Below are 13,072 nucleotides of genomic sequence, written 5' to 3' on the forward strand. Positions count from 1 at the left end.
CAGACGCGTGCGGTGGTGCTCCACCGCCTGCGGCGCGAGCTCGGCCACGCGGGCCGCCAGCGCCTCGATGGTGTCGAGGCGGCCGGACAGGTCGCGCGCGAGCGCCGCGCCCTCGCGCGCGCGCATCTCCACGAGCGCGTCCAGCGCGGTCGAGAGCGCGGCCCGCAGCGCCTCGCGCCCGGCCTCCAGATCGACCTCCCGCTCGTCGAGCCGGACGACGCCGTCGGCGGCGAGGATGTCCGCGAGGGTGGCGCCGCTCGCCAGGCCGAGCCGGGCCTGCAGCTCCGCGAACGCGCGCGCGTACGCCTCGGCGAGCTGCACGTCCACGCGCGGGGCGAGCCCGCCCACCCCCGCGGCGCGGCGGATGGAGACGTCCACTCCACCGCGCGCGAGCCGCTCCTTCACGAGCTTCGCGGCCTCGAGCTCGAGGGCCGCGTACTCGCGCGGCAGTCGGACCTTGACCTCGCAGAACTTGTGGTTGACGGAGCGGATCTCGGCGTCCAGCTCCTCGCCCGCGGCGGCGCCGTGGCCGGCGCCGAAGCCAGTCATGCTGCGGATCATCGCTCGACCCCGGGAGCACGCATGGGCGCGGACCGTAGCGTCGCCCTGGGGGACCGTCAAGGCGCGTCGCCGCCCTCGCCGGAGCTGCCGGCCGGGCGGACGCCGAGCGGTCGCGCCTCGTCGAGGAGCATCACCGGGATGTCGTCCTCGATGCGAAAGGCGAGCTGACACCGGTGACAGCGGATCTCGTGGACGTCCTCGCGGAACTCGAGGTCACCCTTGCAGCGCGGGCAGGCGAGGATCTCCTTCAGCTCGGGCGCGAGCGCCATGGACACCTCCGTCGCGGAGATTACGCCGCGCGTCCGGCGGGCGGCAAGGAGAGGATCCGCGTCAGGAACGCTGCGACGGCCTCGCCGCGCGCCGCCTCGGTGAAGGCGGTCTTCATCCGCTCGCGCGCCGCGCGGCCGAGGGCCCGCGCCCTCGCGGGCGCGCCCAGGAGCTCGACCAGGGCGTCCGCCAGCGCGGCGACGTCGCCCTCCGGCGCGAGGAGCCCGGTCGCGCCGTCGACGATCGCCTCGGCGGGAGCGCCGAACCGGTAGGCGACGCCGGGCCGCCCCGCGGCCATGCCCTCGAGGAGCGCGCGACAGGTGCCGTCGTTGCCCTCGGCGAGCAGCACGTTCACGTCGAACGTGCGGTAGGCCGCGGCGAGCGCGTCGCCGGTCCGGTAGCCGGCGAAGCCCACGTTGCGCTGCAGGCCGCGGTGCGCGACCCGCACGCGGATCGCCTCCTCGCCCTCGCCCCTGCCCACGATCACGAGCCGCGCCTCCGGCAGCCGGTCCGCGACCGTCCGGAAGGCGTCCACCAGCTCCTCGTGCCGCCGCCCGGGCTTGATGCGCGAGACGATCCCCGCGACCGGGACGCCCGGCGCGATGCCGAGCTCCTCGCGCAGGTCGGGCCCCGCCGGCGCGAAGGCCGCGGCGTCCACCGCGCCGCGCGTCGCGAGGACGCGCGCCTCGGGCACGCCGGAGCGCTCGACGAGGGCGCGCGCGTGCGCCTCGCACACCGCCACGAGCCCGTCGGTCCGCCTGAACGCCGCGCCCTGCAGGCCGCCCCGCGCGAGGGCCCGGGCGGAGTGGACCGTCCGCACGACGCGCGCCCCTTCGCGATCGCGGAGCGCCAGGAGCGCGAGCACGTGATCGTGCGAGAAGTTCGCGTGCAGCACGTCCACCCCGCCGCGCGCCAGCGCCGCGAGCCGGCGCACGTCGCGCAGGTAGCGCACGGGGCCGGACTTCGTGGAGAGCGCGAGGTCGTCGCGGACCGTGAAGCCGTCGGCGCGGAGGCGCGCGACGAGGTTGCCCTCGCGGAGCGTCTCGACCGCGAGCTCCACCGCGTGCCCGCGCGCGGCGAGCTCCCGCGCGACCGACGCCATCGGCTCGGCCGGGCCGGTCCACCAGGCGGAGGAGAGGAGCTCGAGGACCCGCACGACACCCGGGCGCCTAGCGCCGCGTCGCCTCGAGCTTGCCGATGAGCTCGGTGGTGGAGTGGTCCTTCGGGTCCCCGGCGACCGCGACGCGCCCGCCGTAGGCGCGCACCTCGGCCGCCTCGGGGATGGTGTCGGGGGTGTAGTCCGTCCCCTTCACCTGCACGTCTGGGCGGAGCGCGCGGATCACGGGGACCACGTCCTTCGAGTCGAAGAGCACCACGTGATCGACGCAGCCGAGCGCCTCGACGATCTCGGCGCGCTCCCCCTCGGGCACGATCGGCCGGCCGGGCCCCTTGTTGGCGCGCGTGGAGGCGTCGCTGTTGACGGCGACCACGAGCAGATCGGCCTCGGCCCGGGCGCCCTTCAGGTAGCGCAGGTGGCCGACGTGGAAGAGGTCGAACACGCCGTTCGCCAGCGCGATGGTGCGCCCCGCCGCGCTCGCGGCGGCGCGCACCCGGGGGAGCTCGGCGAGGGTCACGCGCTTCGGGGAGATCACGCGGGCCTCACGGGCGGAGGAGCTCGGCGGCGAGCTCCTCGCGGGAGACGGTGGCGGTGCCCGGCTTCTGCACGACGAGCGAGCCGGCCACGTTCGCGAGCCGCGCGGCGGTGACGGGGTCGCCGCCCGCCGCGAGCCCGGCGCTGAAGGTCGCCGCGACGGTGTCGCCGGCGCCGGTCACGTCCACCGCGTCCTGGCTGCCGTGCGCCGGGACGTGGACGGGCGGGAGCCCCTTGCGAAAGACGGACATGCCGTTGCGGCCGCGCGTGACGAGCAGCACCTCGCAGTCGACGCGCCGCTGGAGCGTTCGCGCCGCGCGCTCGAGCGCGCCCGGCTCGCCGAGGGGCACGCCCGAGGCGGCCTCCAGCTCGACCTCGTTCGGCTTCACCATCGTGAGGCCGGTGTAGGAGCGCAGCTGGTAGCGCGAGTCGACGCAGACCGGCACGCCGCCACGCTTCAGCCGGCGGAGCGCCTCGATCGCGTCCGGGTGCACGGTCCCCGAGCCGTAGTCGCTCGCCAGCACGGCGCTCGCGCCCTTCCCGTGCCGCTCGAGCTCGCGGACGATCCGCCGCTGGATCACCGCCGGGAGCGGCTCGCGGGGCGCGCGGTCGAGGCGGATCATCTGCTGGCGACGGGTGGAGCGGCCACCGGCCAGGATGCGCGTCTTCGCCTCCGTGGCGCGGCCGGGGACGCGGATCAGCCCCGAGACGTCGATGCCGCCCTCCTCCAGCTCCTCCAGGAGCGCCGCGCCGAGCCGGTCGTCGCCGACCACGCCGACCGCGCGGACCTTCACCCCCAGCGCGGCGAGGTTCTGCGCGGCGTTGCCGGCCCCGCCCGCCTTCAGCTCGGACGACTCCCAGCGCACGATGAGGACCGGCGCCTCGCGGCTGATCCGCTCCGTCTCGCCGTACACGTACTCGTCCGCCACGAAGTCGCCGACGACCACCACCTCCGTCCGCTCGAACGAAGGGAGCAGGCCGGCGAGCGACGGCAGCAGGTTCTCACGGGGGCGGCGCACGCGCGTTTCCTACCGCGCGCCGTCCGGGCGCGTCAATGCGGCGGCGGCCGCCGCCCCGCCCACCCCTGCCCCCTCGCCCTCCGGCCGCGTCTTCCACCGGCGGTGGAGCCAGTACCAGCGATCGGGGTGCAGCCGGATCCAGTGCTCCAGGCGGTCGTTCAGCGCCTGCATGAAGGCGAGCGCGTCGGCGTCGCGGTCGCCGGTGTCGGGCGGCGCGAGCGGACCCTCGATCACCACCTTGTGGCGCCCGTCCCCGAGCGGCACGGAGACGGTGAACACGACGGCCGCGCCCGTGCGCATCGCGAGCAGCGCGGGCGTCGCCGCGGTCGCCGCCGGCACGCCGAAGAAGGTGGGGAAGATGGCCCGGCGGCGAGGCTGGTTCTGGTCGATGACGTAGCCGAGCACGCGCCCCGCCTTGAGGGAGCGGATCGCCGCCGAGAGCGTGCTGCCCTTCGTGACCACCAGGTCCTCGACGCCGGCCCGCAGCCGCGCCTTGCGCCAGAGGTCGTTCGCGCCCGACTTGCCCATCTCGCGGCTGATCATGGTGATGGGCACGCCGCGCAGCGTGTGGGCGGCGGCGAGCACCTCGAAGTTCCCGAAGTGCGCGGTCGCGGCGATGACGCCCTTGCCGAGCGCCCGCGCCGCCTCGAAGTTCTCCCACCCGTCGTGCACGAAGATGCCCTCGAGCGCCTCGCGCGGCAGCGAGGGCACGCGGAAGAAGTCGGGGATCATCTGGCCGAAGTTGCGGTAGGTGCGGCGCGCGATGTCGCGGCGCTCGGCCTCGGTCTTCTCCGGGAAGGCGAGCCGCAGGTTGTCGAGCACGACGCGCCGGCGGATCCGGCTCTGCCAGGCGAGCCAGCCGAGGGCCGCGCCGAGCGCGGCGACGACGCGGGGCGGGAGGCGGGAGAGGATCCAGCCGAGGAGGCGCATGCGGTCACCCTGCGCTGCGGGAGAGGACGTCGCCGCGCGCGAGCGCGGCGTCGAGGGACTGGGCGAGGTGGTCCTCGCCGCGGACGAGCTCGGCGTCGATGCGCACGGCGCACAGGCGCGGATCGGCGGCGCGCGCCGGCGCGAGGCGCACCGCGTCCTTCTCGGTCGTCACCGCGCGCGCGCCCGCGGCCTCGGCGGCCCGCAGCGCCTCGTCGAGCTCGCGGTCGGTGAACCGGTGGTGATCCGGGAAGGCGCGCTCCCCGACCACCTCGGCGCCGAGATCCGCGAGGGTCCGCCGGAAGGCGCCCGGACGCGCCAGGCCGGAGAGGGCCAGCACGCGCGCCCCGCGCAGCGCCTCGCGCCCGAGGCTCCGCGCGAGGGTCCCGTCCACGACGTCCACGGGGGCGTGGCGCGACTCCACCGGAGCGCGCCCCGTCGCCTCGAGCGCCAGCGCCCGCAGCGCCTCGAGGGCCACCTCGTCGGCCTGATCCACCCGCGACAGCCAGACGAGCCCGGCACGCCGGAGCGCCGCCCGCGGCTCGCGGTTCGGGCCGCGCGGCAGCAGGTGCCCGTTGCCGAAGGGGTTCGCCGCGTCGAGGACCACGACGTCGAGGTCGCGCGCGAGCGCCCGGTGCTGGAAGCCGTCGTCGAGGACGAGCGCGTCGGCGCCGAGCGTCGTGACGGCGGTGGCCGCGAGCGCGGCGCGCCGGGGCCCGCACAGCACCGCCACGCCCGGGAGGCGGCGCGCGAGGAGCGCGGGCTCGTCGCCGGCCTCGCCCGCGCCGAGCAGCACGTGCGCCCCGTCGGAGACGACGCGGGCGTCGCGCCGGGAGGCGCCGTAGCCGCGCGAGAGCACCGCCACCCGGCGGCCGCGCGCGGCCAGCCGGGCCGACACCGCGATGGCCGCGGGCGTCTTCCCGGCGCCGCCGACCGCCACGTTGCCGATGGAGATCACCGGCACCCCCGCCCGCGCCTGCGCGAGGAGCCCGGAGTCGTAGAGGGCGCCGCGCGCGGCGGCGCCCGCGCGGAAGAGCCCCTCCGCGAGGAGGAGCGGCGCGAGCAGCACCGCCTCGCCCGGCGCGGCGCGGTGACCCCACCAGATCCGCTCCACGACGCTCATCGTCCGAGCATCTCGCGGGAGGCGGCGAGCACCGCCTCCGGCGCGAGGTCGCGCAGGCAGCGGTGGTGGCCCTCGGGGCAGTAGTCGCCGCCGTGGTTCGAGCAGGGCGCGCACGAGAGCGCGAGGGAGAGCGACCGCCCGGGCGCGGGCGGCCCCCAGCGGGCCGCGGAGGTCGGACCGAAGAGCGTCAGCGCCGGCGTCCCCACCGCCGTCGCGAGGTGGACGGGGCCGGAGTCGCAGGCGACGAGCAGCCGGACGCGGGCGAGCGCCGCCGCCAGCGCGTCGAGCGGCAGGAAGGAGAGGTCCGCGGCCACCTGGCATCGCGCCGCGGCGCGGAACGCGGCGAACGCGTCGCGGTCCGGCGGCCCGCCGCAGAGGACGATGTGGTGGCCGTCGGCGGAGAGCGCGTCGGCGATCGCGGCGAACCGCTCCGCGGGCCAGCGCTTGGTCGCCCAGCGCGCGCCGGGAGCGATCGCGACGATCGAGCCGTCCACCCCGCCGAGCGCGTCGGCCGCGAGCGCGCGCGCCTGCGGCGACAGCGCGACCTTCGTGCGCCCCGGCTCCGTGATTCCGAAGGGCGCGAGCGCCTCGGCGTAGAGGTGCGTCTGGTGGGCGCGGACGAGCGGCGGATCCGCCCCGAACACCGAGCGCAGCGCCTGCGCCGCCGAGCGGCGGCGGAAGGCGGCGCGCATCGGAGCGGCCGCATGCGCGAGCAGGACGCTCTTCGCCTTGTGCTGCAGGTCGATGGCGACGTCGAAGCGGCCGCGCAGCCGGGCGGCGAGCGCCCACGCGCCGTTCGCGCCGTCGCGCGCGAGCCGGTGGACCTGCGCGAGCTCCGGCAGGCCCTCGAGGAGCGGCGCGTAGAGCGGATCGGTGACCCACTCGACGCGCGCCCCGGGGAAGCGGCGGCGGAGCGGCTCGAGCACGCTCGTGGCGAGGACGACGTCGCCGAGCGCGCTGTACCGCACGACGAGGATGCTCGCGGGCTCCCTCACGCGACCGCCGCCTTGGCCCGGGGGAGGATCGACAGCATGTGCTCGACGTTGCGGGCGCTCGCGCCGCGGATGGAGGTCACCGACCCGCGCGCCAGCGTGCCGAGCTCGGCGAGCTGGTCCGGCCGGGAGATCAGCTCCTCGGCGACCTTGAGGAGCTGCTCCGGGGAGGCGACCTGGATCCCGCCGCGCCCCTGCAGCACCTGCACCGAGTCCTTGAAGTTCTCCATGTGCGGCCCGAACAGCACGGGCTTCCCCTGCGCCGCCGGCTCCAGCACGTTCTGCCCGCCCCGGGTGACGAAGCTCCCGCCCACGAACACCAGGGTGGCGAGCCGGTACGCGAGGGAGAGCTCTCCGATGGTGTCGAGGATCGTCACCTGCGCGTGCCCGGCGGCGGCGCCGCCGCTCCGCAGCCGCACCGAGAGGCCCGCCTCCGCCGCGAGCGCCATGATCTTCCCGGAGCGCTCGACGTAGCGCGGCGCGATCACGAGCTGCAGGAGCGGGTGGCGCTCGAGCAGCCCCTTGTACACGCCGAGCACGAGCTCCTCCTCGCCCTCGTGCGTGGAGCCCGCCATGAAGGTGGGGGCGGCCGGATCGAGCGCCATCTCCGCGCGCAGCGCCTGCTCCCTTCCCTCCGCGCCGTCGAGCACCAGCGCGTCGAACTTGGTGTTGCCGGTCACCCAGACGCGATCCGGCGCGGCGCCCAGCGCGAGGGCCCGCTCCGCCTCCTCGTCCGAGCGCATGAGGAAGCAGTCGATGCGGCGCAGCGGGTTGCGGATGGCGCGGAACATCGCCCGGTAGCGCGAGAGCTTCGCCGGGTTGAAGCGGCCGTTCGTGAGGGCGATCCGCACCCCGGCCTTGCGCGCGGCGCGGATGAGGTTCGGCCAGATCTCGGTGTACTCGAGGACGAGGAGGTCGGGGCGGAGCGCCGCGACCGCGCGGCGGGTCGCGCCGAACAGGTCGTACGGCGCGTAGAGCACCACGTCCGCCTCGGAGAGCTTCTTGCGCGCCATCTCGAGGCCGCTGTTGGTGATGGTCGTGACGATGATGCACGAGCCGGGCAGTCGCCGCTTCAGCTCGCGCATCATGGGCTGCAGCGAGAGGAGGTCGCCGGCGCTCGCGCCGTGCAGCCAGATGCGGGGGGCTCCCCGCCCCAGGTCGAGGCCGCGCCGGTAGAGCCCGAGGCGCTGGCCGATGCCGTGGCGCAGCTTCCGGTGCGTGAGCAGCACCGGCAGCGTGACGAGGAAGAGCGCGTAGCTCGCGATGACGTAGACGACGTGCAGGAGGACCTCTCGTCGGGCGCTATTTACTCGATGCGCAGGGGGTTGGTGAAGATCCACGGACGGCCGTCGACGCGGGCCTCGACCCGGTAGTCGCCGGGCGGGCACGCGCCGTCGCAGCGGAACGCCGCGCCGTCGGCGCCCGGCGCGAGGTCGCCCGCCGGGCGGCCGTCGCGGAAGAGCGCGAGGCGGGCGCGGGGATCGGGGGGACCGCCCAGCGAGAGCGCGATCGTGCCGGCGTCGGCCCGGACGAGCCTCACGCGCGCGGCGGGCGCCACGCCGTCGAACACGCACGCGGCGCTGCCGTCGAGGAGCGCCGCCGTCACCGCGCGCGCGTCCGCCTCCGCGTCGCCGGTCCGCGCCGCGGGCACGCGCATGGAGAACGCCTCGAAGGCCGCGCGGTACCCCGGATAGCCGTGGGCGTCGGCCGAGCACAGCAGCACCCGCTCGTCGCCCGCCGCGCGCGCCGCCGCGTTCTCGGCGTCGAAGCGCGCGAGCTCGTCGGCGGGATCGTCGGACAGCGCCAGCACGGCGCGGGCCCCGTCCCACGGCAGCGACGCCACGGCGCGCACGAGCTTGCCCGCCTCCCGATCCGCGACGACGCGGGACCAGGAGGTGTCGTTGGAGACGATCTCGAACCCGCGCCACGGGCCCCTCCCCCACCCCGTGAACGGACGCCGCGGGTGGAAGGGGTGGGCGAGCACCGCCCGCCCGCCCAGGGCCGCGATCGTGCCGAGCGGGTCCCGCTCCCGCTCCTCGCGGCTGAGGGCGCGGGGGACGCCGAGCGCCACCACGTGCCCGAACGGCGTGGACACCTCGGTCGCGGGCACGACGAGGACGCCCTCGAGGTACTGCGGCCGCTCCGGCGCGCGGACGTTGTGGTCCGTGACGACGACGAAGTCGAGGCCCGCCTCCCGCGCCGCCGCGACGACCTCCGCGAGCGAGCCGCGGCCGTCGCTCGCGGTGGTGTGCACGTGGTAGGCGCCCCGCAGCCCGTCCCGCGCGGCGTCGACGTGGACCGCCGCGGCGCGCCGCAGGGCGCGCTCCCGCCAGGACGTCGCGGCGAGGACCCCGTAGGCGGCGATCAGGAGGACGACGGCGAGCGAGACGATCCGCTTCACGGGCTAGCCGGCGCTGGCGCGCGCCTCGGCGCGGGCCTCGCCCTCGAAGATCCGGTGGAGGCGCGCGTACTCCCCGCCGCGGGCGACGAGCTCGGCGTGCGTGCCGAGCTCCACCACGCGGCCGCCGGAGAGCACCACGATGCGGTCGGCGTTCCGCACGGTCGAGAGCCGGTGCGCGATGACCAGCGTCGTGCGGCGGTGGCCGCCCTCGATCGCCATGAGCGAGTCGAGCGCGCGCTGCACCTCGCGCTCGCTCTCCGCGTCGAGCGCGCTCGTCGCCTCGTCGAGCACCAGGATGGGCGCGTCCTTCAGGAACGCGCGCGCGATGGCGATGCGCTGCCGCTGCCCGCCCGAGAGGAGGACGCCCCTCTCGCCGACGCGCGTCTCGTAGCCCTGCGGCAGGGCCTCGATGAACTGGTGCGCCTGCGCGAGGCGCGCCGCCCGCTCGACCTCGGCGAGCGACACCTCCGGCCGGCCGTAGGCGATGTTGGCGCGGATGGTGTCGTTGAAGAGCACCGTCTCCTGCGTCACGAGCGCGAGCTGGGCGCGCAGGCTCTCCAGCGTCACCTCGCGGAGGTCCTTCCCGTCGACGGTGATCCGCCCGGAGGAGACGTCCCAGAAGCGGGGCAGCAGGTTCGCCACCGTGGTCTTGCCGCCGCCCGAGGACCCGACGAGCGCGACCACCTCGCCCTTGCGGATCTCGAGATCCAGCCCGTGCAGCACCGGCCGGTCGCCGTAGGCGAAGGTCACCCGCTCGTAGCGGATCGCCTGGGAGAACGGCGGGAGCCGATCGCGCCCCTCGTCCGGCACCGCGCTCGGCGTGTCGAGGATCTCGAAGATCCGGTCGCCGGCGGCCGCGCCCTGCATGGCGATCTGCCCGACGCGCCCGAGCTGCTTCACCGGCGTGTAGAGGAGGAGCACGGCCGCGACGAAGGAGAAGAACTTCCCCGGCTCGAGCTCGCCGGCGAGGATCCGCCCGCCCACCCACCAGATCGCCGCCGCCAGCCCGGCTGCGCCCATGATCTCCATGAGCGGCGAGGAGAACGCGCGGACGAGGTAGCTGCGGCGCAGGATGCGGATGAGCTTGCGGTTCGCGTCGGAGAACCGCCCCGACTCCCACCGCTCCATGCCGTACGCCTGGACGACCCGCATCCCGCTCACGGCCTCCTGCACCATCTCCGAGAGCTCGCCGGCCGTGGACTGCGCGTGGCCGGTGACGCGCTTGAGCCGCTTCGCGAGCCGCACCACGGGCAGCAGCGTCACCGGCACCGCGCCGAACGCGACGAGCGACATGCGCCAGTCCAGCAGGAAGCAGGAGGCGAGCATCACGATCACGGTGATGCCGTCGCGCAGGTAGCTCGGGATGGCGTTCGAGACCGCGCTCTCCACCGAGAGCACGTCGGCGGAGAAGCGCTGGAGGATGTCCCCCGAGTGGCGGCGCGCGTAGAAGTCGGGCGACAGCCGCAGGAGGTGGTCGAACAGCGCGCGGCGGACGTCCGCGATCATCCGCTGCCCCACCATGCCCATGAGGTAGAACTGCCCGAAGTACGCGACCCCCTTCACCATCGCCAGGGCGACGATGATGGCGGGCAGCACGCCCAGCACGGCCGTGCGGTCGAGCCGGGCGAGCTGGCCCGCGACGTCCCACGAGGCGGGCAGGAACCGGGCGAGGCCAGCGAGCGCGTGAGGGTCGCCCCGGAACAGGAACTCGAGCACCGGCCCGAGCAGGTACACGTACGCGGCGGTCGAGAGCGACAGCACCGCCATGCACAGGATGGCCAGTGCGAGGGTCAGCTTGTACGGCGCGGCGAAGGCGAGGAGTCTCAGGTACGAGCGCAAGGCGCGGCCATCCTATGCCAGAACGCCCGCCTTAGGCAGGACGACGGCACCCCGACCGGGGGCGACTCGCGCCCACCCCTTCGCTCGCCCGCCCGCTCGCCGCCTCAACCCCGCCATCGATCGGCGCCGCCGGGGCAGAGGGGCAGCTTCATTCCTCGACGCCCTTGACCTTCCCCTCGGCCCTCCGCCGCTCGATGATCTTCTGCGCGATGGGCGGCGGCACCGGATCGTAGTGCGACGGCTCCATGGTGAAGTAGCCGACGCCCTGGGTGAGCGAGCGGAGATCGGCGTCGTAGGTCATGGCCTCCGCGTGCGGGCAGACGGCGCGGATGAGCACGCCGCGCGCGAGGGGCTCCATGCCCTGCACCTTGGCGCGCCGGCTGTTCAGATCGCCCATCACCGCGCCGACGTACTCCTCGGGGACGCGCACCTCGAGCTTCATGACCGGCTCGAGCAGGATGGGCCGAGCCTCGAGCACCGCCTTCTTGAAGGCCATCGACCCGGCCACCTGGAACGCCATGTCGGAGCTGTCCACGTCGTGGTAGCTGCCGAACACGAGCTTCGCCCTGAAGTCGACCACCGGGTAGCCGGCGAGCGGGCCCGAGTGGAGCGCCCCGCGGATCCCCTTCTCGACGGAGGGGATGAACTGGCGCGGGACGACGCCACCCACGATCGCGTCCTCGAACTCGAAGCCCTCGCCGCGCGGCTTCGGCGACAGCTCCACGTGCGCGTCGCCGTACTGCCCGTGCCCGCCGGTCTGCCGCTTGAACTTGCCCTGGGCCTTGGCGGGCGCGGTGATGGTCTCGAGGTACGCCGGCGTCGGAGGCGCGAGGGTGATCTCGACGCCGTGCTTGCGCTTCACGCGCTCGACGGTGACATCGATGTGCGCCTGGCCCATGCCCTGGAGGAGCATCTCGCCGGTGTCCGGGGAGCGGGCGAGCTCCAGCGAGGGATCCTCCTCGATGAGCTTCTGGAGCGCCGCGGCCGCCTTGTCGTCGCCGGCCTTCGCGTGGACCGCGTACGACACCGGGCGCGTGTGCTGCGCGAAGGGAGGCAGGACGAGGGGCGCGCCGGGGTCGCACAGCGTGTCGCCGGTGTGCGCGTCCTTGAGCTTCATGAGCACGACGAACTCGCCGGGCCCGGCCTCGGGGACCTCCGCCGTCTGCGCGCCGTCGGTGCGGTGCAGGTGGGCGACGCGCTCCTCGCTGCGCGTCCGCGGGTTCATCACGGTGGCGTCGTGCTTCAGCGTGCCGGAGAAGACGCGGACGTAGTCGACGCGCCCGGCGAAGTGGTCGATCGTCGTCTTGAACACCTGGCCGCAGAACGGAGCCTCCGCCGAGGCCTGGCGGGAGACCTCCTTGCCCGCGAGGTCCTTCCCCTTCAGCTCGCGGGTCTCCGGGGCCGGGAAGACGCGGACGGCGAGGTCGAGCAGCTCCCGGATCCCGACGCCGCTCTTGGCGCACGCGCAGGCGACGGGGAGCAGGCGCTGCGCCGCCGCGCCCGCCGCGACGCCGCGGGCGATCTCGTCCTCCGTCAGCGCGCCGCCCTCGAGGTACTTCCCGAGCAGCTCGTCGTCCGACTCCGCCGCGGCCTCCACCAGGCCCGTGCGGAGGCGCTCCGCCTCGCCGCGCAGGTCGGAGGGGATCTCGCCCTCCGCGTACTTCCCCTTGCCGTCGTGGAGGTGGGCCTTCATCGACAGCAGGTTCACGAGGCCGGCGCACTTCCCGCCGGCGACGATGGGGAGCTGCAGCGGGACGGCCTTCACCTTGAGAGAGGCCTCCGCGTCGGCGAGCGTCTTCGCGAAGTCGGCCTGCTCGTGGTCGAGCCGGGTGATGACGGCGATCGCGGGCCGGCCCGACTCGGCGAGCACGTCGAAGGTGCGCTCCGCACGGTTGTGCGCACCGTCGGCGGCCGAGATGGCGAGCACCGCGCCCTCGGTCACCTGGAGCGCCCACTCCACCTCCGTCAGGAAGGCGGCGAAGCCCGGGCAGTCGAGCACGTGGAACGCGCGGCCGCCCTCCTCGAAGCTCTCGGGGTGCAGCGACAGCGTGAAGTTGCGCTTCTTCTCCTCCGGCTCCGCGTCGAGGCGCGAGGTCGAGCCCTCGGCGGGGGGGCGCTTCGGATCGGCGATGCGCCAGAGCGCCTCGACGAGGGCGGTCTTCCCCGCCCCGTCGGCGCCGATGATGGAGAAGGTGCGGATCACGCGGGAGTTGGCCATGTCGTTCTCCGGCATCCCGCGCCCCCGGGCGCGGGGTGGTCGCTGAAGGATGCAACGAGACACGGCCGCGGCGC

12 protein-coding genes (1 of these 12 cut by a window edge) are annotated in these 13,072 nt (G+C 75.2%); all 12 read right to left on the bottom strand.

The window, feature by feature from the left end; translation table 11 throughout:
• Positions 1 to 561 carry the 5' portion of a YicC/YloC family endoribonuclease gene (locus tag ANAE109_RS13190; protein WP_012097369.1) on the bottom strand. It extends 315 nt beyond the left edge of the window, so only the first 561 of its 876 coding nucleotides appear in the window; its start codon is at positions 559 to 561; its stop codon lies beyond the left edge, outside the window.
• 56 nt (positions 562 to 617) lie between these two features.
• On the bottom strand, positions 618 to 830 hold the full coding sequence (locus tag ANAE109_RS13195; RefSeq protein WP_012097370.1) for a Trm112 family protein: 213 nt from the start codon (positions 828 to 830) through the stop codon (positions 618 to 620).
• A gap of 20 nt (positions 831 to 850) precedes the next feature.
• Positions 851 to 1,984, bottom strand: coding sequence for a glycosyltransferase family 4 protein (locus tag ANAE109_RS13200; protein ID WP_012097371.1), 1,134 nt, complete (start codon positions 1,982 to 1,984; stop codon positions 851 to 853).
• Between the two features lie 13 nt (positions 1,985 to 1,997).
• Positions 1,998 to 2,480, bottom strand: a complete 483-nt coding sequence (locus ANAE109_RS13205; protein WP_012097372.1) for an adenylyltransferase/cytidyltransferase family protein — start codon at positions 2,478 to 2,480, stop codon at positions 1,998 to 2,000.
• 7 nt (positions 2,481 to 2,487) lie between these two features.
• Positions 2,488 to 3,498, bottom strand: a complete 1,011-nt coding sequence (locus tag ANAE109_RS13210) for a bifunctional heptose 7-phosphate kinase/heptose 1-phosphate adenyltransferase (RefSeq protein ID WP_012097373.1) — start codon at positions 3,496 to 3,498, stop codon at positions 2,488 to 2,490.
• Positions 3,499 to 3,507: 9 nt separating this feature from the next.
• Positions 3,508 to 4,428, bottom strand: coding sequence for a lysophospholipid acyltransferase family protein (locus tag ANAE109_RS13215; RefSeq protein WP_012097374.1), 921 nt, complete (start codon positions 4,426 to 4,428; stop codon positions 3,508 to 3,510).
• A 4-nt stretch (positions 4,429 to 4,432) separates the two neighbouring features.
• Entirely contained in the window at positions 4,433 to 5,548 is a 1,116-nt protein-coding gene (lpxK, locus tag ANAE109_RS13220; protein ID WP_012097375.1) for a tetraacyldisaccharide 4'-kinase, read from the bottom strand.
• Positions 5,545 to 6,543, bottom strand: coding sequence for a glycosyltransferase family 9 protein (locus tag ANAE109_RS13225; protein ID WP_012097376.1), 999 nt, complete (start codon positions 6,541 to 6,543; stop codon positions 5,545 to 5,547). Before ANAE109_RS13225 ends, lpxK begins: the two co-directional genes overlap by 4 nt.
• The gene (locus ANAE109_RS13230) at positions 6,540 to 7,823 is read right to left on the bottom strand and encodes a 3-deoxy-D-manno-octulosonic acid transferase (protein ID WP_041449165.1); all 1,284 of its coding nucleotides are present in this window, start codon (positions 7,821 to 7,823) and stop codon (positions 6,540 to 6,542) included. The genes ANAE109_RS13225 and ANAE109_RS13230 overlap by 4 nt, the downstream gene beginning before the upstream one ends.
• 23 nt (positions 7,824 to 7,846) lie before the next feature.
• Positions 7,847 to 8,941 carry a PHP domain-containing protein gene (locus tag ANAE109_RS13235; protein WP_012097378.1) on the bottom strand — a complete coding sequence of 365 codons (1,095 nt, stop codon included), beginning with the start codon at positions 8,939 to 8,941 and terminating at the stop codon, positions 7,847 to 7,849.
• 3 nt (positions 8,942 to 8,944) lie between these two features.
• The gene (locus ANAE109_RS13240; RefSeq protein WP_012097379.1) at positions 8,945 to 10,780 is read right to left on the bottom strand and encodes an ABC transporter ATP-binding protein; all 1,836 of its coding nucleotides are present in this window, start codon (positions 10,778 to 10,780) and stop codon (positions 8,945 to 8,947) included.
• Positions 10,781 to 10,928: 148 nt separating this feature from the next.
• Positions 10,929 to 12,998, bottom strand: a complete 2,070-nt coding sequence (locus ANAE109_RS13245; protein ID WP_049768582.1) for a translation factor GTPase family protein — start codon at positions 12,996 to 12,998, stop codon at positions 10,929 to 10,931.
• Positions 12,999 to 13,072 lie beyond the last annotated feature (74 nt).

Origin of the sequence: Anaeromyxobacter sp. Fw109-5, from assembly GCF_000017505.1 — a bacterium.
GTDB lineage: Bacteria > Myxococcota > Myxococcia > Myxococcales > Anaeromyxobacteraceae > Anaeromyxobacter.